Raw genomic sequence first — 18911 nt, 5'->3', positions numbered from 1 at the left:
TGCTAACAAAGGAAAAGGAAAAGGCAGAAGGATTAAGGTATTGGTTAGTGGTTAGGAGTTAGTAGTTAGCGGTTATTTTTGCTCAAAAGAACTAACAATTAACAACTAAAAACTAAAATAATCCCACGCTCAATTCCTAATCTCTCTTACCAATTCCTTTTACCTTTTTCTTGAGTTATGGAGTAATGTAATATGAAAACTATAACTCACACTCATAATCACCAGGAACACCATTCACCTACTTCTAGAAAACCAGGCTCATTTGATATTTTATATCCTTTGCGTCGTCTGGTGGATGGGTTTCAAGTAAAAAATGCTCGGCTTGCTCATCTTTGTTGCCAAATAATTCCTTGCTGTTGCCCCTTTGAGCGAAATCTGAGATTATTTGGACGTACTTTTCATATTCCGCCACTGTGTAAACTCAATCCTTTGTATGACAATTTTGTCGGATTGCGTTTTCGAGCATTATCTTACTTATCTGATGAGTGTGGAGAAGATGTAAGAAAATACATTTGCTAATGAGTTCAAAATCTATATTTTCTAGTTAATACTCAATGAATTGAGTATTAACTATTAACAAAGTATTACCCATTTTTGATCCCAATAAAAGAGAAAAATGAAAATCACCCAAAGTAAAATTAACGAGTTGCTCACTCAACCTGGGTGCGAACACAATCAAAGCAAGCATGGAGACAAGAAAAACAAATCCTGCGCGCAACAACCCAAGCCGGGAGCTGCTCAAGGGGGTTGTGCCTTTGATGGTGCAATGATTGCTTTAGTACCCATTACGGATGCTGCTCATTTGGTTCACGGACCGATCGCCTGCTCTGGTAACTCTTGGGGAAGTCGTGGTAGTCTTTCCTCTGGTCCTGTGCTGTACAAAACAGGTTTTACCACTGATTTGGATGAAACCGATGTGATCTTCGGTGGCGAGAAAAAGCTGTACAAAGCGATTCTGGAAGTACAAAATCGCTACAAACCAACTGCAGTTTTTGTCTACTCCACCTGTGTCACTGCCTTAATTGGTGATGATATAGATGCTGTTTGTAAAGCTGCTGCCAACAAAACAGGAACTCCTGTTATTCCTGTCAATGCACCAGGATTCATCGGTAGTAAGAATTTTGGTAACCGCCTTGCTGGTGAAGCTTTGCTGGATTACGTTGTGGGTACAGCGGAACCTGAATTCACTACACCATTAGACATCAACCTCATCGGTGAGTACAATGTTGCGGGGGAAATGTGGAATGTCGTGCGACTGTTTGAGAAATTAGGTATTCGAGTTTTGGCGAAAATGACAGGTGATGGGCGTTACAACGAAATCTGTTACGCTCACCGTGCCAAGCTCAACGTGATGATTTGCTCAAAAGCGCTGCTGAATATGGCGACAAAAATGGAAGAGCGCTATGGCATCCCCTACATTGAAGAGTCTTTCTACGGTGTAGAAGACATGAACCGTTGTCTGCGGAATGTTGCTGCAAAGTTAGGTGATCCCGATTTACAAGAGCGTACAGAAAAGCTCATTGCTGAAGAAACTGCTGCTTTGGATGTCGCTTTGGCTCCCTATCGCGAGAAACTCAAAGGCAAAAGAGTTGTTCTTTATACTGGTGGTGTCAAGAGTTGGTCGATTATCTCGGCAGCTAAGGACTTGGGGATGGAAGTTGTTGCTACAAGTACAAGAAAGAGTACTGAGGAAGACAAAGCCCGAATCAAGAAGTTGCTCGGTCAGGATGGCATCATGCTAGAACAAGAAAGTCCTAAGGAGCTGCTACGGATCATCAAGGAAAAGAACGCTGATATGTTGATTGCTGGAGGTCGCAATCAATACACCGCTTTGAAAGCTCGGATTCCTTTTCTACACATCAACCAAGAACGCCATCATCCGTATGCAGGCTATGAAGGAATGGTGGAAATGGCACGAGAACTGTACGAAGCTGTTTATAGCCCTGTTTGGCAGCAAGTACGCAAACCCGCACCGTGGGAAGTTGCTGAATCTGTTGAGCAACCAGTTTCTTCCTCTTCTGTTCTACAGGAGGTGCATTGATGGCGATTGTGACTGTGACAAACTCATCAGTTGCTGTTAATTCTTTCAAGCTGAGTCAACCTTTGGGTGCTGCTTTAGCGTTGTTAGGCTTAAAGGGAATGATACCTGTATTCCACGGTTCCCAAGGCTGTACTGCTTTTGCCAAATCCATGTTGGTGAAGCATTTTTGTGAGTCGATTCCCCTTTCTACCACAGCAATGATGGAAGTTAGCACCATCTTGGGTGGGGAGGAGAATGTAGAACAGGCTATTGTTACGTTAGCCGAGAAGTCAAAGCCAGAAATCATTGGTTTGTGTACGACTGCACTGACAGAAACCAGAGGCGATGATATGCCGCGATTTCTTAAGCAAGTCCGCGATCGCCATCCAGAACTCAATCATCTACCGATTGTATTAGTCTCGTCTCCTGATTTTAAGGGCACATTGCAGGATGGGTATGCTGCTGCTGTTGAGAGCATCGTTAAGGAACTTGCCCAAAAAAGTGACAACCCAAACCCTTCTCCCACACAAGTCGCGATTTTGCCAAGTTCAGCTTTCACGCCTGGAGATGTGGAGGAGATAAAAGAGATTATCACCGCTTTTGGATTGAAGCCGATTGTTGTTCCTGATCTTTCTGCTTCACTAGATGGTCATTTAGAAGATTCTTACAGTGCTATCACAGCTTGTGGGACAAGCATAACAGAACTGCGCGAGATTGGTAATTCTGTATTCACCTTAGCTTTTGGTGAGAGTATGCGGAGTGCCGCGCAAATTTTGCATGAGCGTTTTGGCATTCCCTATGAGGTGTTTGGTGAACTGACTGGATTAGAACCAGTGGATAATTTCTTGCAAGCATTGGCAGATTTAAGTGGTACCAGTGTACCAGAAAAATACCGCCGCCAGCGCCGTCAGTTGCAAGATGCCATGCTCGACACTCACTTTTATTTTGGGTGCAAACGAGTATCCTTAGCACTAGAACCAGATTTACTCTGGTCAACAGTTCATTTTCTCAGATCAATGGGTGCTGAAATTCATGCAGCGGTAACGACGACTCGCTCCCCCTTGCTAGAAAAACTTCCTATTAATAGTGTCACCATCGGTGATTTGGAAGACTTTGAGCAACTCGCACCAACGTCTGATCTGCTCATTGGTAACTCCCACACAGTTGCTGTCGCAAATCGCTTAGGAATTCCCCTTTATCGTCAAGGATTTCCTATTTTTGACCGCGTGGGTAATGGTCTATTTACTAAAGTTGGCTACCGAGGTACAATGCAGGTTTTGTTTGATATTGGAAACATTTTCTTGCAGGCTGAGGAAGCTAGGATTCAGCACTCTGGAAGTTTCAATATTTTGAGTTCAGAAATTTAACTTGTAAATAAATTATGAGTTATGAATTATGAGTTGTCGTAAATGCTTTTTACTACTCATAAATCATCACTCATAACTTGAGGAGAGGAGAATTAAGTATGAAGATTGCCTTTACAACAAGTGATAAAGTTCATATCAATGCTCATTTTGGGTCGGCTAAAGAAATTGATGTGTATGAAATTTCTGACAAAGGTTACGAGTTTTTAGAAACTCTGACATTTGATGGTGACCTCAAACAAGATGGTAATGAGGATAAGGTAACACCAAAACTTGATGCACTATATGATTGCAAGATTGTTTATGTTGCAGCAATTGGAGGTAGTGCGGCAGCTCGGTTAATTAAGAAGGGTGTGACTCCAGTTAAGGCGCGTTCTGAAGAAGAAGAGATTGCTGAGATTCTTAACAAATTAGTGCAAACTCTTAAGAGTAATCCTCCGCCTTGGCTGCGTAAAGCATTACAGGCAAAACCCAAAAGTTTTGAAGATGAATTGGAAGAGGAAGCAACAGTATGAGTTTCACTAATAATGTAAATGGAACACGCCCAACCGAAACCTTAGACTCGCCTTTTCTCAAGGCGATTGTCCAACAGTTCCGGGGTCAAGATACTTACGGAACTTATCGTAGTTGGTCGGATGATTTGCTGCTCAAACCATTTATTGTCAGCAAACAAAAGAAACGAGAAATTTCCGTTGAAGGTGAAATTGATCTGATGACTCAGGCAAGAATTATGGCATTTTATCGTGCTGTCGCTGCCTGCATTGAAAAGGAAACAGGTCTTTTATCTCAAGTTGTGGTTGATTTGAATCATGAAGGATTTGGCTGGGCACTGGTCTTTTCTGGTCGTCTTTTGTTAGCTGCAAAGACTTTAAGGGATGCACATCGCTTTGGCTTTGACTCGTTGGAAAAATTAGCAGAAGAGGGAGAAAAGTTCGTACAAACTGGCGTCAGTTTGGCTCAGCGTTTCCCGGAAGTAGGTAGAATTTAAAAAAATCATGAATAATGAAGAGTAAAAAAATTCTTCTCTTCATTTTTGAGGCAAGAAAGAGGTTTGATGGCACAAGCTGAAGAAACATCTACTATTGAGGATCTGAAAAATCAGATTAAACGTCTTAATAGTAAAGCAGGTCAAATGAAAATGGATCTGCACGATTTGGCAGAGGGATTACCAACAGATTATCAACAACTGATGGATGTTGCTTCCCAAACTTATGAAATTTATCGTCAGTTAGACGAACTTAAGCAACAGGTAAAAAAGCTGGAGCAGAGAAAATGACCTGGGATTATGATCAATTCAAAAAACTTGAAGATGCAGAGGAGTATTTTCAGTTTTTTCAACTCCCCTACGATCAAAAGTTCGTGAATGTAAATCGTCTGCATATTTTGAAAAAGTTTTCTCAATTGATTAAGGAAATTGATGAGAATTATACTGACCTGAGTATTTCAGATAAGTTAAATAAATATCGTGAGGCTTTGGAACAAGCCTATCAGGTCTTTCTTGAATCAACACCCCAAGAACAAAAGCTGTTCAAAGTGTTTAATCAGAAGCCGAAAAATGTAGTCACGCTGACAGAAATCACATCAGATTAGGAGGTATAAAATGGTAGACCTAACGCCTACCGAGTTGGAACGCTACCGTCGTCAAATGATGCTTCCTAATTTTGGTGAAACAGCACAGAAGCGCCTCAAGTCAGCGACGGTTGTCGTTACAGGTGTAGGAGGATTAGGCGGTACGGCGGCGCTATACCTTGCAGTAGCTGGCGTTGGGCGGCTGATTTTAGTTCGCGGTGGTGACCTGCGGCTTGATGACATGAATCGTCAGATTCTGATGACGCACGATTGGGTGGACAAGCCTAGGGTGTTCAAAGCACAAGAAACTCTCCAAGCCATCAATCCTGATGTCCAAGTGGAAGCAGTTCATGAATATGTCACCCCGGAAAATGTAGACTCCTTAGTGCAATCAGCTGACATGGCTCTTGACTGCGCTCATAATTTTACGGAGCGCGATTTGTTAAATGAAGCTTGCGTACGCTGGCGTAAACCTATGGTGGAAGCAGCAATGGACGGGATGGAGGCTTACTTGACCACAATTATTCCTGGTGTGACTCCTTGTCTATCTTGCTTATTTCCGGAAAAACCTGATTGGGATAGGCGTGGCTTTTCTGTTCTAGGTGCTGTTTCTGGAACACTAGCTTGTCTGAGTGCACTGGAGGCGATCAAGCTGATCACTGGGTTGAGTCAACCTTTGTTGTCACAGCTTTTGACAATGGATCTAACCCGGATGGAATTTGTCAAGCGCCGTTCTCATCGCGATCGCGATTGTCCTGTATGCGGTAACAGTGCGCCTTGGAGATACTCGCAATCTCAAGTCATGGAAACCACCAGTGTTGCAAACAAATAATTGTGATCTTGGTGTCTTCATTCATTCCTCTGGGGTTTACCATACGTTCGTTTCAAGTCAGTGCAAAAATCGTAAATCAGATCTGGCAACTGTTAGCAACATTAATTGCCTTATTTTGCCTGAGTGTAAGCTTCATTTTTTCACCTGTCTGTGCCAATTGAAGTGCTGATTGCGATAACTGTACTCATCACCACTAAACAAATTCACACCTTAAATCACAACAACAACTAATTTTTTCCAATTAGGAGGATTGATGACGGTTACTTTGACGGAAAAAGCAGAATTTCGTCTGCGAACATTGCTGCGGGGTGCGACCTCCGAAACCAATACACCAGCTAAAGGTATCCGCATCTCTGTCAAAGATGGTGGTTGCAGTGGCTATGAGTATGGGATGGAAGTCATAAGTCAGCCGCAACCAAATGATTTAGTCAGCGAACAAGGTCATGTGCTTGTTTATGTTGATGCCAAAAGTGCCCCCTTGTTAGAAGGGTTGGTTATCGATTTTATCGAGGGAGTGATGGAAAGCGGGTTTAAGTTCATCAACCCCAAAGCTACTGATACCTGCGGTTGTGGAAAGTCATTTAGAACAGCTGACTGTTCTTCTGCAGGTACACCTTGTAACTAAACCAAGTTAAAGTAAAAAATTATTTTTACTTTTGACTTTCTTACACCCTTGAAGTCAGAAAACCTAACTGTACCGCGTGTGAGAAGAATCAAAAAATGGCAACATACCAAGTTAGATTACTCAACAAGAAAGAAGATCTAGATACCACGATTGAAGTTGATGAAGAGACAACTATTGTAGATGCCGCTGAAGAAAACGGTATAGATTTGCCTTTTTCTTGTAAGTCAGGTGCTTGCTCTAGCTGTGTCGGAAAAGTTGTTGAAGGTACAATTGATCAATCAGATCAAAGCTTTTTAGATGACGAACAAATGTCTAAAGGTTTTGCTCTACTTTGCGTGAGTTATCCACGTTCTGATTGCACGATTAAGACTAACCAAGAACCATACTTGGTCTAGTTCATATCTTGTTGCAGTCTTTTAAACTGTAAGGAATTAATTTCCTTATTTAGAGACGTAGTATACTACGTCTCTAAATTTTAAAATAAAAGCTAATATAGCAATATTCAATAATTTATCAAAATCCAGATAAGCGGCTTTTATAAGAAGTCAGTCATCTGGATTTTCAGGTTTTTATTTGTTCTTTTTTTATAATATGAATTGGAAAAATTCTTCACTATAATGGCTAAAAAAAGGATAAGCAGGAATCATCAAGTTTTGCAACATTAAGGACGAAAAATTTCTCAAAGAACTGATATCAATGGGGATAACACCAAGAACTCCCTTCACTGTAGAACAGCACTTTCCTTGTTTTGTCATCACAGTAGGAGAAAGACGATTGACACTAACTTGGGATTTTGCTCAAAAAATTTATGTCCGCATTGATGATGAGTGAACAAATCAGGAATTCGTCCAATCATGATTGAGAACACCGCCACACGCCACCATCAGAACTTTCTACAAGTCATTCACAGTTACTATCAACTTACAAAGCCTCGGATTATCCCCCTGCTACTCATGACAACTGCTAGTAGTATGTGGATTGCCTCTCAAGGAAATGTTAACCCAGTATTGCTGCTTGTCACTGTCTGTGGTGGTACTTTTGCAGCTGCAAGTGCCCAGACTATTAATTGTATCTATGACCGCGACATTGATGACCAAATGGAACGTACACGCCACCGACCTTTGGTTTCTGGTCGGGTGCAGCCGTCGCATGCTTTAATATTTGCGATCGCACTTGCAAGTCTATCCTTCACGCTGCTTGCTGTGTTTGTCAACCTGCTGAGTGCCCTACTAACAATGTCTGGTATTGTTTTTTATGTGGGCGTCTACACTCACTTACTCAAACGCCATAATCCTGCCAACATCGTCATTGGTGGTGCTGCTGGTGGAATCCCAGCGTTGGTAGGTTGGGCTGCGGTAACAGATACTTTAAGCTGGGCTGCATGGCTGCTATTTGCAATTGTCTTTTTGTGGACACCTCCCCATTTCTGGGCTTTAGCATTGATGATCCGTGATGAGTATGCCAAAGTTGGTGTACCCATGCTTCCTGTTGTTGCGGGTAATGTTGCTGCAACTCGCCAGATTTGGGTGTACTCTTGGCTTCTTATCCCCACTACATTTTTACTTTCCTATCCGCTTCAAGTTACAGGTGCTGTTTACACTTGCATCGCCCTTATATTGGGGGGTTTTTTCATCAAAAAAGCTTGGGTGCTATTGCACAATCCTGATGATAAACAACTCGCACGTTCTCTATTTCTCTACTCAATTTTCTATATGATGTTGCTCTGCGCTGCAATTGTGGTTGATAGTTTGCCTTTGACTCATCAACTCATAATATCCATTTTAGATTTGATACAATAGAAAAGAAAATCATACAAAAAAACAAAAAGGAAAAAGATAAATATAGGATTTACCTTTTTCCTTTCAAAATTTACCTACTTGCTCATCTCACATCCAAAATCAAACTGAGAATTTGATTGCTCCAGATATTGAGGTTGCAGGAGAAAGCCAGCTACTATCTCTTGCAACTTCAACTATCATGTTAATATTAGCTTTCTCAAAAAATACTTGTCTTCCGTAAAACTACTAGTAACTTGATAACATCCATAACATCTTTTTTTGAATCGAGATTGAGATTATAGAGGACAAAGCTTTTTAGCTTCGTAGAAAATGATTAATTAACGGCAATTATCATATCTGTGATCTTAATCACTCCTCAAACTTGCCTACTTCTGTTTTTTACACGTTGAAACCTAACTTTTGGGAAACCATTGCGTTGCTTTAGTTCCCCCCAAGTGGATGCAAACTCGATCGGGGCTTGGGCGCCAAAAAACACAGAGAAACAAGAGAATTTTGGGAATCCTCTAAGATTGCTATACTATTGTTTCAATCAAAGAGCAGATAATTTTTAGATAAGATCTGCTTCTATCTCTATGGGTTAATGGTTTAAATTCCAAACTTGTATATATTATGTCAGATTTAAACAATTATCAATCAGAAGGTAATGTTTTTGAGCGCGATTGGTCTGCATATTATAATGCTGTTGTGGGTCGTCCGCCACGAGAGACCTTAGTTGAAGCTTTAGCAGGTTTTGATAGTGAAAGTCTTAACCAACACCAGACACCTGTCCCACACTCACGCTTTGCAGTTGATTTGGGCTGCGGCGAAGGGCGAGATACAGTAGAACTCTTACGTGGGGGTTGGCGAGTCTTGGCTATTGATGGTGAAGCTGAAGCCATCGCGCGTTTACTAGAACGTCCAGATATTAATCGCCAACTTCTGGAAACTCGCGTTGCTCTTTTTCAAGACGTAGTGCTACCAGAATCAGTAGATTTAGTAAACGCCAGCTTTTCCCTACCATTTTGTCCACCGAAATTTTTCCCTAGCTTATGGGAAAAAATTATTTCATCATTACGTTCTGGTGGTCGTTTCTGTGGACAATTGTTTGGTAACCGTGATTCTTGGGCAATTTATACTTCCATGAATCACCATACAACTCAACAAGTAGAAATATTGCTGCAACCTTTTGAAATAGAAATGCTACAGGAAGAAGACCATCCTGGAAAAACAGCTATCGGAGAAGAGAAACATTGGCATATTTTTCATATTGTTGCTCGCAAAAAATAAGGTTTTTATGATATCAATCTGGGTGATGTCAGCCGATTTTGGATTTTAGAGGTTGTTTCAAAAGTAAAAGAAAGTATAATCTTGTCATTCTGAGTGGAGCGAACGCGAGTGCGTGTCCCCTTGGGACTCAGCGTAAGGTTAGCGCAACGTGTCCGCAGGACATAGAATCTAGGGTTATCGACACATACACCAGATGCTACCCTGCAGAAAGCCACTGAGTCGCAAAGCGACACACTGCGCGTTCGCCCTCTGGGTGTGCGCTTGCGCTTACGTGTCTATACTACGCTTGGCTGCGTATGCGCTAAGGCGCAGCGAAGCGAACAGCATGACAACAAAATTCACTTTTAAAACATCCTCTTAGATTTTGGGGTCACTACCGTGCATGGTTTCCCGACAGCCAGACGTCTGGCATTCCGTTGTAGTACGTGCCGTGATTTTGGATTGGTTCGGTCGGATAAATCCGGGGGCTTATACCCTGTGCGGAATTAACGGTCAATTGGTAGGCGAATAGATAATAGTAGATATTTTTTCTCATCTACTATTCGCAATTTACTGCTACTATTCATTCATGAATTTATTGATTCTAGTTTACAGAGTTCAAATTTCTAGAATAATCGTATAATTTGATTCTTTTTTTTTATTCTTTGCGCTTATTATAGGTCTAGTTGGAAATATAAATAAAGGAGTGTGAGGTATTCCTTTTTGGATAGCGGAGATCATCTGGGTGCTATTGCCGCTTCAACTTATCTACACAATAGAGACTTACAATTATTTTGATGTTGATAAACTCGCTCTCAATACGGATTTAGGTATTGAGAATAAAGAGTTTTGACTGCTTATGCCATCTGTTATGAGTTTCAAGCAAGAAAGTCAGACGTTTAAGGCTGAAAATGCCTTTCGTTGCTAGAACAGATTGATTATTTTGAAGCTCATCAATTATTTATTGAAGATGGTATAAAGCAACTGCACTCCGAGTTTGTAAAAACAACTAGAGTATCCGCAATTTGACTTGTACCAGGGAAGATTTTACCAAATTGTTTGCAACAAACGTCAAATCAGGCGTTTTCAGAAAAAAGTTATCTCTGCAAAATTTTTCTGGAATATCTTACACTCAGTAGAAAAAGTAATACCAACAGAGAATTTTGACGAGATAAAGATTTGTTCAGTGAATAACTGAATAAAAGAATATTGCCTGGTTTTAAGGAAAGCGTTTGTGAAAGCAGGTAATTTTAGTCACAAGGTCAGTAACTTGTGTCTTAATTAAGCTTTTGCGAGAGATAGTGCTGTCATTTTTTATTTTATTTCCAACTACAAAAATTATCTAAGTGCAATCTAAATTGCTAGTTTTTTAGGACAAAGTATGTATCGATTCAACAGCTATTGGGATATTCGGTGTAGTAGTATTAGCGCTTTCTATGATGATGCAAATCAGTAGTTTTTAGAAAGACGTACTTTATGTATGCAAAGGTCATTGAAAAATACTGAGAGTAATTGAGAGACAACGAGATGAAGAGGAAACATTTTTTTCACGAAGAAGATTCACACCCTGTCCAACTGACATCGGCAGATATTATCCTGCGGCAGCAACTTGAATATTCTATCAGCAGATACTTCTACGAAGGATGCGATCGCGACATCCAAGATTTATTATCTAATTGTCGATGGTACGTCACCACTGACATCAGTACTTTAACTTTAGTCATTGAGTGTCCAGATCAAGTAACAAATTGGCGTGTGTTACAGAAACTTGTAACGATGGGTGCATTGCTACAGCAAATAGTCAGTAGTGCAAAAATTCGCGTCTGTCCTCCCAAAAATCAAGGAATGCCTTTTGAAATGAGAGTAGATGAACTATCAGTCTACCGAAATTTGGCTTAAGATGACTGTGATTGCATAGCAATGCGAGATTTCGCCCCTTTGGCAAGATAGAAGTAAGCGAACCCAATAAGCATGAAAGAGCCAGATAGTTATGTTATCTGGCTCTTTTGTGTCCAAAAAAACAATCAAGTGAATTCTAAGTTCGGCAACAATCTAGAGCCTACCAAGATTATGTAGCCCTAAAATAACACCAGCACCTAGAATATGACCAAAAGCAGTAGTTGCCAAAAGTGCAGGTACACCAAAACCACCAAAAAAGCTGGGTGAAGGAAGTTCTGGACCAACGCTTTGATACTTAATGCTAGATTTGCCAAAGGCAATGGCAGCGATGTTGCACAGGATCATAATTAGTCCGACTATAGGACTCCATTCCAAGGGGGTTCTAGCGAAAGTGGTTACTAGTAAAGTAGATGTTAACAACTGACTTTCTCCTTAAAATTGTTAATGAGCAAAATCGAAGATATTCATGTAAATTTAATTATCAACAAATTGAATCCGGTGTTTATTTGTGAATTAATAATTAACATTTGTTGTTAATGCTTAATATAAATTGGTTCTGCTCCTCCTGTCTTGAAAATGGGCAACGCTTAACGCTTAACGCTTAACGCTTAACAAATAGGGCATTATGCTCACAACGCACTCAAGGAGCAATTATTGTGAAGATAATTTAAACTCAAGAAGATGTGGATTCATTGTTCCGACCTCTGTTATGACCTCTACCATTGATTCTTTGCCACCAAGCCTTGCTAAAATCGTCCAACGCTTTCAACGGGCTTCTGACCCCAAAAGACGTTACGAACAGCTTATCTGGTACGGTCAGCGACTCAAGGACTTTCCAGAAGCTGACAAACTACCAGAAAACAAAGTTTCTGGCTGTGTTTCCCAAGTTTATATCACAGCAACTTCGGAAGACGGTAAACTTATATTCCAGGGAGACTCAGATTCTCAATTAACCAAAGGGTTAGTAGGGCTTTTGGTCGAAGGGTTAAATGGACTAACCCCTGGTGAAATTCTGCAATTGACTCCAGATTTTATTCAAGAGACTGGCCTAAATGTCAGCCTAACGCCCTCCCGAGCTAATGGATTTTACAATATTTTTAAAACCATGCAAACAAAAGCTTTGGAATTTCAGTTAAACGTTAAGGACTAACATATAGTTAATAGTCAATAGTCGATAGTAGAAAACTATACAACTATAGACTATTGACTGATAAGAAAACTCAAATAGCCAAATCTAATAATAAAATATTTTGTTATGTCAACTAACGTACTATCTGCATCTTCCAAAAGTGAGATTGGTGGAGTTGTTGGAGAATATTTCTGGAAGTGCGAAAACCAACAATTGCGTATTGCCTATGAAATTCTAGGAAAAGGTTCACAGCTATTGCTACTCCCGGCTTTCAGCACCGTTTCGATGCGCTCAGAAATGGGCGAAATAGGCAAGTTGCTTTCTGCTCATTTTCAAGTTGTAGCAGTGGATTGGCCTGGTTTTGGGCAATCTTCACGTTTTGGGGTCAATTATGGACCAGCTTTATATCAGCAATTTCTAGAAGATTTTGTCACATCCGTATTAGATACGCCAGTCGCAGTGGTTGCCGCTGGTCATAGTGCAGGTTACGTTCTGCAACTGGCAAATCAATTACCACCAGTGTTTTCCCGTATAGTTTTGGTAGCTCCAACTTGGCGCGGTCCTTTGCGTGTGATGGGGGTAAATCAGCAAGTAAGAGGGATGGTCAAAGATTTGGTGCGATCGCCTTTCATCGGTCAATTTCTCTACAAGCTCAACACCTTACCCTCTTTCCTCAAGTTTATGTACCGTCGTCACGTCTACGTTGATGCGGCTAAACTCACACCCGACTTCATTCAGTATAAATGGCGCAATACTCAACAGAGCGGAGCAAGATATGCTCCTGCTGCATTTGTCACTGGTACCCTTGATCCTGTAGACAACCAAGCTGATTTTTTAACACTTGTTCAAGGTTTGTCTATCCCGTTGAAGGTAGTCATTGGAGAATCTAGTCCTTCCAAGTCTCGTGCAGACATGGATGCAATGAAAACTTTAAGCGGAGTAGAAACAGTTGTTCTTCCTGGTTCATTGGGAATGCATGAGGAATACCCACAAGCTGTGGTTGATGCGGTTCAGGACTTTTTATTGTCTACATAAAATTATGGCGGTTCTCAATTAAACACACCACAAGCTAAAGGTTCAGATTGCCGACTTTCCTAAGAAGTCGGCAATCTTGTTGTTTAGTTCATCCGTTCGTTACCAATACGCTTCCTTTGCCGAGAAAGAGAAAGTGCGACTACCCCAAGAACACCTAGCCCAATTGTGGTTGTAGGTTCAGGCACTTTCTCCACTTTAAAATCAAAACTGAAAGTGCCAGACTCGCCCAGAGCTGTGCGGTTATTAGTAGTACCGTTATCTATAAGTTTGAATGTCGCTGAGTATGTTCCTAGTGGCGCAGTCGCATTAGTCCAAAATGTAGGATTAAAGTAAAAATTATCACTACTGCCGACAGTGTAAATATCGCCAACAGAGTTAAATAGATTCGACCCTGACTTATCAGTAACATTTAAACCGTCACTAATTGATACCAGTTGCAAACCAGTCGTTGCTCCCTGAAGCGACCCCTGCCAACGCCTATTACTGCTATTAAACAGATACTGGTCTTCTGATTCGGTAGAATTTTTCAGAGATAGCACAGGTTGTGTCTTTAGATTGCTATATTCCTCGTTTGTGGGAGTGCTGACTAAGCGACCACTAAAAACTCCTGTTCCTGGTAATAATGTCAGGGGCGATTGTTGAGTGTATGGTTCAGGAATTCTGTTATTTGTGTTGGTTGAAGTAATAGTCGGACTGTCTTTTGAGCCTGAATAGCTGTAAGCACCGATACCATGGAAATGGTTAGTTGTAGGGTTTTCTTCGCGATGTGCGTATAGAAAGGTCAGACGATTGTAGTTAGGGTTTTCCAATCCAGCGTATGTACCGCTAGTAAGAACTTGCAAAGTATCTAACCCTACAAAATATTCAGTTTCATCAGTGTGAGTGTGACCTTCATCAGCCTGTGCTGATGTCAAGGCGGTGGATAGAACTAGAGGTGTCGTCACTAAAAAGCTCACTGCAATAGACGCAAATGCTTTCCCTGTTTGAGTTTTCTGCTTTAGAAAGCAGGTTTTGTTACTTGCAATCACCACGCTTCTCCATTTGAATGTAATTTCTACTTTATGATAATGATTATCATAATATTTGATTTTCCAAACATTAAGAATTTATAAAGAAATGCTCAAGCTATTCTTTTGCGCTAGAGTGCTAATAATTAAGTGTATAAAAAATACCATCATTCTCTTGTTATTTTTCCAGAATCTTATTCAGCAACAAGTCGTCATTAAAATATAAAGCGATTAAGATAGGCGATAATGATTATCTATACAGGAAAGAGGCTAGGGCATGGTTGCTGAGGTAATAACAGATTCAGTCCCCGTTACTGTTCTGACTGGCTACTTGGGAGCAGGCAAAACAACACTGTTAAATCGCATCCTCACCCACGAACATGGCAAGAAAGTTGCTGTGATTGTCAACGAATTTGGAGAAGTGGGTATTGATAATCAATTGGTTATTGATACGGATGAAGAAATCTTTGAAATGAACAACGGCTGCATCTGTTGTACAGTGCGTGGCGATTTAATTCGTATCATCGGTAATTTGATGAAGCGTCGTCATAAATTTGACCACTTAGTCATAGAAACCACAGGTTTAGCTGACCCCGCGCCAGTGATTCAGACCTTTTTTATGGATGAAGATATGCGCGAACAGCTAGAGTTAGATGCTGTGGTGACGGTGGTGGATGCTAAGCATATATGGCAGCACTGGGATGCCGATGAAGCACAAGAACAGATTGCCTTTGCCGATGTGATTTTATTAAATAAAACCGATTTAGTGCCACCAGAACAGCTTGATGAGCTAGAAAAACGGATTCGGGGGATGAATGCTATGGCTAAAATTTACCGTACCCGTGAATCTGAGGTATCAATGGATGCTTTGTTGGGTGTGAAAGCTTTTGACCTTAACCGCGCCTTAGAAATTGATCCAGAATTTCTGGGTGAAGACGCGCATCAACATGACGAAACTGTTTTCTCTGTAGCTTTGGTAGCAGAAGGCGCACTCAATGGCGACAAGTTAAATGATTGGATGGGAGAGTTACTGCGTACCCAAGGACCAGATATCTTCCGTATGAAAGGTATTTTGAATATTGCTGGGGAAGATAACCGTTTTGTATTCCAAGGGGTACATATGTTATTTGACGGAAAACCGGATCGTCCTTGGAAAGAAGGTGAAACCCGCAAAAACGAACTGGTTTTCATCGGTCGGAACTTGGACGAAGCCCAACTCAAACAAGATTTTCTCGCTTGCTTGGCGTGAAGAAAAGATGAGGGAGTCCATTCGTGAGAAAGTGAGGAAAAATATCCTTTCCTCCCTCCTTCCCTCATAATCTTCCTCATCCCCCTAATCTTCCATACACAACCATGAACCGCCCAACCCTCAACTCCAAGCAATTTGAACAGCAATATTCGGGGACGCTTTCGGATTATGTTACAGCGATCGCCTGGTCCCCAAAAGGTACAACTCTAGCAGCAACTTCTGCTGCTGGTGAAGTTGTGCTGTGGCAAGATGGTGATCTGACAACTTTACAAACTGGTAAAGGTGAATCAGTAAATTGTGCCGCCTTTTCCAAAGATGGACAATTTTTAGCCGTTGGCGGACAAGATGGAAAGGTAAAAATTTGGCGAGAAAGCGAATTAATCGCCACTTTAGAAAATTCTCCCGCGTGGGTTGATAAGCTAGCATGGAGTCCGACGGACAATCATCTCGCTTTCAGCTTAGGGCGTTATGTTCAAGTATGGAATGCTGATACTCGTGAAATAGTCGTCACCTTGAATTTTGATGCCTCGTCGGTTTTGGGTATTGATTGGCGTGACGATGGAGAGTACTTAGCCATTGGCGGTTACCTGGGAGTCAAGATATGGGACTCTCAAAACTGGGATGAAGACCCGTACATCCTAGATATACCTTCTGTCAGTGTAGCAATAGCTTGGTCGCCGGATGGGAAATACCTTGCCTCTGGTAATATGGATCGTAGCATTACTGTTGTGGAATCGCAGATGTTATCCTCTGACGGCGAAGCCCAACCTTGGCTTATGCAAGGTTTTCCTGGCAAAATTCGCCAAATTGCATGGTCAGAATTAGCGACTCAACAAGGTGCACCTCTGGTCGCCTGTTCCAGTGTTGATGGTATTGTTGTGTGGGAGAAGCAGGCGGATGACTCCTTGGGTTGGGAAGCAACAGTCTTAACGAATCATGTTGATATCATTCAGGCGATCGCCTTTGCACCTAAAAGCTTTCTGCTTGCTTCCGCTGCTGCTGATGGCTGGATTTGTCTGTGGAAAAAAGCAAAGGAAGTCTCTCAAATTCTTACAGGTGTTTCATCCGGGTTTTCAACACTCGCTTGGCATCCCCAAGGTAACCAACTTGCTGCAGGTGGTGAAAATGGTGAGTTGTTTGTTTGGTCAAAAACGAAGCGTGGTCAAGGTTTTGGGAATAAATAAAGGAATTGCTGAATTCTATTTTCAAGCATCCCTAGCCTGAACGCGAGTGCGTGCCGTAGGCATAGCCACAAAGTTTTCAGGCAGCCATCATTATAATGTTAAATTTTTTGCCAAGGGCATTAATCTTTTTTGTGGAATGTTACTTTTCTTTGCGATGATGTCAATATCCTGATCGATAATGATTATTATGTTCAGGAATTGACTCACAGTTGACTCGAATGTTCACCAAAGGAAAGATATATGTCTCTAAACGTGAGTGTGCATCTCATTGAACAAGCAAAAGCAGGTCAAGTTAACGAAGCAGATTTTGTAGCCACCATTAGAGAGTCGTTACCTTATGCTTGGAGTGTGGTTGAGGGTTTGGCTGAACGTTTGGCAAGAGGAGAAGAATGGGCTAATCATGCTGTAGCACCACCAAGTGAGAAAGCACGCGCTCAATTATTGCGGATGATGGGTGGAGATGCTATACGTGGAGCAGTTGAGCGTTATTTTGGTATCAAATTGGCATTTCAGAATTGTCACAGCGTTGCTGTCTTTCACCCAAATAGATTAGATTCTGCTGCTTACCAAGATTTTATTTCCATTAAGAGTCAAATTCTTAACCAAACACCAGAATTAGTAGACTGCTAACACTAAACTTCCTGTAAAAGAACAAAGAACAGTAAAGCTACGATACCCCTTGTTTCATCCTCCACTAAGAAGTTTTCCTTGTTTATCCCGACATGAGGAAATTAGTAGGAGTAGTGAAACAGGGGGGTTTCGTTTATGAGAATTTTTCTATAATTGCCTAAAGGTGCACAATATAGCTGGTAAAAACAACTCCTAAAAGGAAGATACACCATTATTATTGTGTTTGTTCTTATAGAAGTATTTATGTCAAGAAAGTTACAATTAATCCAACCATTACGTGCTGCTCTCGTTGCTTTTACTCTTGGATTGTTTGGGTGTCATAATTTAGGTAGTATGGCAAACACTTCTACTGGCACTCTCAACTCCAGTGAACACAATGCTAATCTTCCTAAAGTCGTAGCAACAACAAGTATATTGTGTGACTTAACCAAGCAAATAGCACAGGAGACAATTAATCTCACCTGCCTAATTCCCCCTGATACAAATCCCTACTTTTATCAACAAAAACCAGAAGATCAAGAAGCCATCGAGCAAGCTAAATTGATTCTTTTCAGTGGATACAATTTAGAACCTAGTGTAGTCAAGCTGATCAAGGCGAGTAAAAATAGTGGGGCAAAAATCGCAGTTGCTCAACGTGCTGTTCCTCAGCCGCTAAAGTTTGAAGAAGAGGAGAAAACAGTATCTGATCCTTATGTTTGGCACAATGCGAAAAATGGTATCAGGATGGTAAATGTTATTAGCAATAACCTGAGTAAAGCAGTTCCAGAAAATACTTCCTTATATAGTAAAAACGCAGAAAAAGTTAAAAATGAACTCACAAAACTAGATGGTTGGATTAAGTCAAGAATTTCTAGTGTACCTGCCAAACAACGCGAATTAGTAACAACTCATGATGCAATGGGTTATTATGCCAAAGCATACGGTCTTTCTTATACATCTGCTCTAGAAGCCATAAGCGATAGAGAAAAACCGAGTGCAACACGAATAGAATCACTGGCTACATACATTAAAGAATCTAAGATTCCTACGCTTTTTACAGAAACAACAACAAACAACTCTAATTGGATTAACTCTGTGACTCAAAATACAAAAGCGAAAGTGTCACAAAGAAAGCTATTTGTTAATAACTTAGGTGCGCCAGGAAGCGAAGCAGACACTTACCAAAAAATGATGGTTGCTAATACTCGCACAATTGTGGAAGGATTAGGAGGGACGTATCTGATTTTTGAACCAACACTCTCAAGTAGCCAACAAAAAAGTGATACCCAGAACCAGTAACTATTAAGGATTCGGTAATTGGTAATGGATAATGGGAAATAAACCC

22 protein-coding genes are annotated in these 18911 nt (G+C 41.0%); 20 read left to right on the top strand and 2 right to left on the bottom strand.

Annotated features, from left to right (window positions below; genetic code table 11):
• Positions 1–192: 192 nt before the first annotated feature.
• The 14 genes from DP114_RS11085 (at position 193) to DP114_RS11020 (ending at position 11353) form a co-directional block, all read left to right on the top strand.
• Positions 193–519 carry a Mo-dependent nitrogenase C-terminal domain-containing protein gene (locus DP114_RS11085; RefSeq protein WP_171976096.1) on the top strand — a complete coding sequence of 109 codons (327 nt, stop codon included), beginning with the start codon at positions 193–195 and terminating at the stop codon, positions 517–519.
• A 97-nt stretch (positions 520–616) separates the two neighbouring features.
• Positions 617–2041: a nitrogenase iron-molybdenum cofactor biosynthesis protein NifE gene (gene nifE, locus DP114_RS11080; protein WP_171976095.1), complete on the top strand. Its 1425-nt coding sequence runs from the start codon at positions 617–619 to the stop codon at positions 2039–2041.
• The gene (gene nifN, locus DP114_RS11075; protein ID WP_171976094.1) at positions 2041–3387 is read left to right on the top strand and encodes a nitrogenase iron-molybdenum cofactor biosynthesis protein NifN; all 1347 of its coding nucleotides are present in this window, start codon (positions 2041–2043) and stop codon (positions 3385–3387) included. The genes nifE and nifN overlap by 1 nt, the downstream gene beginning before the upstream one ends.
• 98 nt (positions 3388–3485) lie before the next feature.
• Positions 3486–3899: a nitrogen fixation protein NifX gene (nifX, locus tag DP114_RS11070; protein ID WP_171976093.1), complete on the top strand. Its 414-nt coding sequence runs from the start codon at positions 3486–3488 to the stop codon at positions 3897–3899.
• Positions 3896–4372 (top strand): NifX-associated nitrogen fixation protein, encoded by a 477-nt coding sequence (locus tag DP114_RS11065; protein WP_169266019.1) that lies wholly within the window; start codon positions 3896–3898, stop codon positions 4370–4372. Before nifX ends, DP114_RS11065 begins: the two co-directional genes overlap by 4 nt.
• 66 nt (positions 4373–4438) lie before the next feature.
• Positions 4439–4660: a CCE_0567 family metalloprotein gene (locus DP114_RS11060; RefSeq protein WP_169266020.1), complete on the top strand. Its 222-nt coding sequence runs from the start codon at positions 4439–4441 to the stop codon at positions 4658–4660.
• On the top strand, positions 4657–4974 hold the full coding sequence (nifW, locus tag DP114_RS11055; RefSeq protein ID WP_171976092.1) for a nitrogenase-stabilizing/protective protein NifW: 318 nt from the start codon (positions 4657–4659) through the stop codon (positions 4972–4974). The genes DP114_RS11060 and nifW overlap by 4 nt, the downstream gene beginning before the upstream one ends.
• Before the next feature lie 10 nt (positions 4975–4984).
• Positions 4985–5785 (top strand): HesA/MoeB/ThiF family protein, encoded by an 801-nt coding sequence (locus tag DP114_RS11050; RefSeq protein ID WP_171976091.1) that lies wholly within the window; start codon positions 4985–4987, stop codon positions 5783–5785.
• A 253-nt stretch (positions 5786–6038) separates the two neighbouring features.
• A complete protein-coding gene (locus DP114_RS11045) occupies positions 6039–6410 on the top strand; it encodes a HesB/IscA family protein (protein WP_169266023.1) in 372 nt (123 codons plus the stop codon).
• Between the two features lie 95 nt (positions 6411–6505).
• Positions 6506–6805, top strand: coding sequence for a 2Fe-2S iron-sulfur cluster-binding protein (locus DP114_RS11040; RefSeq protein WP_169266024.1), 300 nt, complete (start codon positions 6506–6508; stop codon positions 6803–6805).
• Positions 6806–7052: 247 nt separating this feature from the next.
• Positions 7053–7241: a FeoA family protein gene (locus tag DP114_RS34865; RefSeq protein WP_318284515.1), complete on the top strand. Its 189-nt coding sequence runs from the start codon at positions 7053–7055 to the stop codon at positions 7239–7241.
• Positions 7242–7264: 23 nt separating this feature from the next.
• Positions 7265–8209 (top strand): heme o synthase, encoded by a 945-nt coding sequence (locus DP114_RS11030; RefSeq protein ID WP_169266025.1) that lies wholly within the window; start codon positions 7265–7267, stop codon positions 8207–8209.
• Between the two features lie 609 nt (positions 8210–8818).
• Positions 8819–9475 carry a class I SAM-dependent methyltransferase gene (locus DP114_RS11025; RefSeq protein WP_169266026.1) on the top strand — a complete coding sequence of 219 codons (657 nt, stop codon included), beginning with the start codon at positions 8819–8821 and terminating at the stop codon, positions 9473–9475.
• Positions 9476–10981: 1506 nt separating this feature from the next.
• Positions 10982–11353, top strand: a complete 372-nt coding sequence (locus DP114_RS11020; RefSeq protein ID WP_169266027.1) for a hypothetical protein — start codon at positions 10982–10984, stop codon at positions 11351–11353.
• Positions 11354–11506: 153 nt separating this feature from the next.
• On the opposite strand, the gene psaK is transcribed toward DP114_RS11020, so the two are convergent.
• Entirely contained in the window at positions 11507–11773 is a 267-nt protein-coding gene (gene psaK, locus DP114_RS11015) for a photosystem I reaction center subunit PsaK (RefSeq protein ID WP_169266028.1), read from the bottom strand.
• A 289-nt stretch (positions 11774–12062) separates the two neighbouring features.
• On the opposite strand from psaK, the gene DP114_RS11010 reads away from it, so the two are divergent.
• A complete protein-coding gene (locus DP114_RS11010) occupies positions 12063–12503 on the top strand; it encodes a SufE family protein (RefSeq protein WP_169266029.1) in 441 nt (146 codons plus the stop codon).
• Between the two features lie 105 nt (positions 12504–12608).
• Positions 12609–13517 carry an alpha/beta fold hydrolase gene (locus DP114_RS11005; RefSeq protein ID WP_171976090.1) on the top strand — a complete coding sequence of 303 codons (909 nt, stop codon included), beginning with the start codon at positions 12609–12611 and terminating at the stop codon, positions 13515–13517.
• Positions 13518–13600: 83 nt separating this feature from the next.
• On the opposite strand, the gene DP114_RS11000 is transcribed toward DP114_RS11005, so the two are convergent.
• A complete protein-coding gene (locus tag DP114_RS11000) occupies positions 13601–14545 on the bottom strand; it encodes an all3515 family Zur-repressed PEP-CTERM protein (RefSeq protein ID WP_246163108.1) in 945 nt (314 codons plus the stop codon).
• A 256-nt stretch (positions 14546–14801) separates the two neighbouring features.
• On the opposite strand from DP114_RS11000, the gene DP114_RS10995 reads away from it, so the two are divergent.
• The 4 genes from DP114_RS10995 to DP114_RS10980 all read left to right on the top strand — a co-directional run bounded on the left by DP114_RS10995 (position 14802) and on the right by DP114_RS10980 (position 18865).
• Positions 14802–15773, top strand: a complete 972-nt coding sequence (locus DP114_RS10995; protein ID WP_171976089.1) for a CobW family GTP-binding protein — start codon at positions 14802–14804, stop codon at positions 15771–15773.
• A 104-nt stretch (positions 15774–15877) separates the two neighbouring features.
• Positions 15878–16957 carry a WD40 repeat domain-containing protein gene (locus DP114_RS10990; RefSeq protein ID WP_171976088.1) on the top strand — a complete coding sequence of 360 codons (1080 nt, stop codon included), beginning with the start codon at positions 15878–15880 and terminating at the stop codon, positions 16955–16957.
• A gap of 240 nt (positions 16958–17197) precedes the next feature.
• Complete coding sequence (locus DP114_RS10985; RefSeq protein WP_169266033.1) at positions 17198–17587, top strand: SCO5389 family protein; 390 nt, start codon at positions 17198–17200, stop codon at positions 17585–17587.
• Positions 17588–17830: 243 nt separating this feature from the next.
• Entirely contained in the window at positions 17831–18865 is a 1035-nt protein-coding gene (locus DP114_RS10980; protein ID WP_169266034.1) for a metal ABC transporter solute-binding protein, Zn/Mn family, read from the top strand.
• Positions 18866–18911 lie beyond the last annotated feature (46 nt).

The sequence above is a fragment of the Brasilonema sennae CENA114 genome (assembly GCF_006968745.1).
Lineage (GTDB): Bacteria > Cyanobacteriota > Cyanobacteriia > Cyanobacteriales > Nostocaceae > Brasilonema > Brasilonema sennae.
The sequence above is the reverse complement of the archived record's forward strand: the minus strand, read 5'-3'. Positions and strand labels throughout refer to the sequence as shown.

Bases quoted from the DNA above. Each gene is read 5' to 3' on its own strand.
- DP114_RS11085 (WP_171976096.1), top strand. From the start codon at position 193: ATGAAAACTATAACTCACACTCATAATCACCAGGAACACCATTCACCT.
- nifE (WP_171976095.1), top strand. From the start codon at position 617: ATGAAAATCACCCAAAGTAAAATTAACGAGTTGCTCACTCAACCTGGG.
- nifN (WP_171976094.1), top strand. From the start codon at position 2,041: ATGGCGATTGTGACTGTGACAAACTCATCAGTTGCTGTTAATTCTTTC.
- nifX (WP_171976093.1), top strand. From the start codon at position 3,486: ATGAAGATTGCCTTTACAACAAGTGATAAAGTTCATATCAATGCTCAT.
- DP114_RS11065 (WP_169266019.1), top strand. From the start codon at position 3,896: ATGAGTTTCACTAATAATGTAAATGGAACACGCCCAACCGAAACCTTA.
- DP114_RS11060 (WP_169266020.1), top strand. From the start codon at position 4,439: ATGGCACAAGCTGAAGAAACATCTACTATTGAGGATCTGAAAAATCAG.
- nifW (WP_171976092.1), top strand. From the start codon at position 4,657: ATGACCTGGGATTATGATCAATTCAAAAAACTTGAAGATGCAGAGGAG.
- DP114_RS11050 (WP_171976091.1), top strand. From the start codon at position 4,985: ATGGTAGACCTAACGCCTACCGAGTTGGAACGCTACCGTCGTCAAATG.
- DP114_RS11045 (WP_169266023.1), top strand. From the start codon at position 6,039: ATGACGGTTACTTTGACGGAAAAAGCAGAATTTCGTCTGCGAACATTG.
- DP114_RS11040 (WP_169266024.1), top strand. From the start codon at position 6,506: ATGGCAACATACCAAGTTAGATTACTCAACAAGAAAGAAGATCTAGAT.
- DP114_RS11030 (WP_169266025.1), top strand. From the start codon at position 7,265: ATGATTGAGAACACCGCCACACGCCACCATCAGAACTTTCTACAAGTC.
- DP114_RS11025 (WP_169266026.1), top strand. From the start codon at position 8,819: ATGTCAGATTTAAACAATTATCAATCAGAAGGTAATGTTTTTGAGCGC.
- DP114_RS11020 (WP_169266027.1), top strand. From the start codon at position 10,982: ATGAAGAGGAAACATTTTTTTCACGAAGAAGATTCACACCCTGTCCAA.
- DP114_RS11010 (WP_169266029.1), top strand. From the start codon at position 12,063: ATGACCTCTACCATTGATTCTTTGCCACCAAGCCTTGCTAAAATCGTC.
- DP114_RS11005 (WP_171976090.1), top strand. From the start codon at position 12,609: ATGTCAACTAACGTACTATCTGCATCTTCCAAAAGTGAGATTGGTGGA.
- DP114_RS10995 (WP_171976089.1), top strand. From the start codon at position 14,802: ATGGTTGCTGAGGTAATAACAGATTCAGTCCCCGTTACTGTTCTGACT.
- DP114_RS10990 (WP_171976088.1), top strand. From the start codon at position 15,878: ATGAACCGCCCAACCCTCAACTCCAAGCAATTTGAACAGCAATATTCG.
- DP114_RS10985 (WP_169266033.1), top strand. From the start codon at position 17,198: ATGTCTCTAAACGTGAGTGTGCATCTCATTGAACAAGCAAAAGCAGGT.
- DP114_RS10980 (WP_169266034.1), top strand. From the start codon at position 17,831: ATGTCAAGAAAGTTACAATTAATCCAACCATTACGTGCTGCTCTCGTT.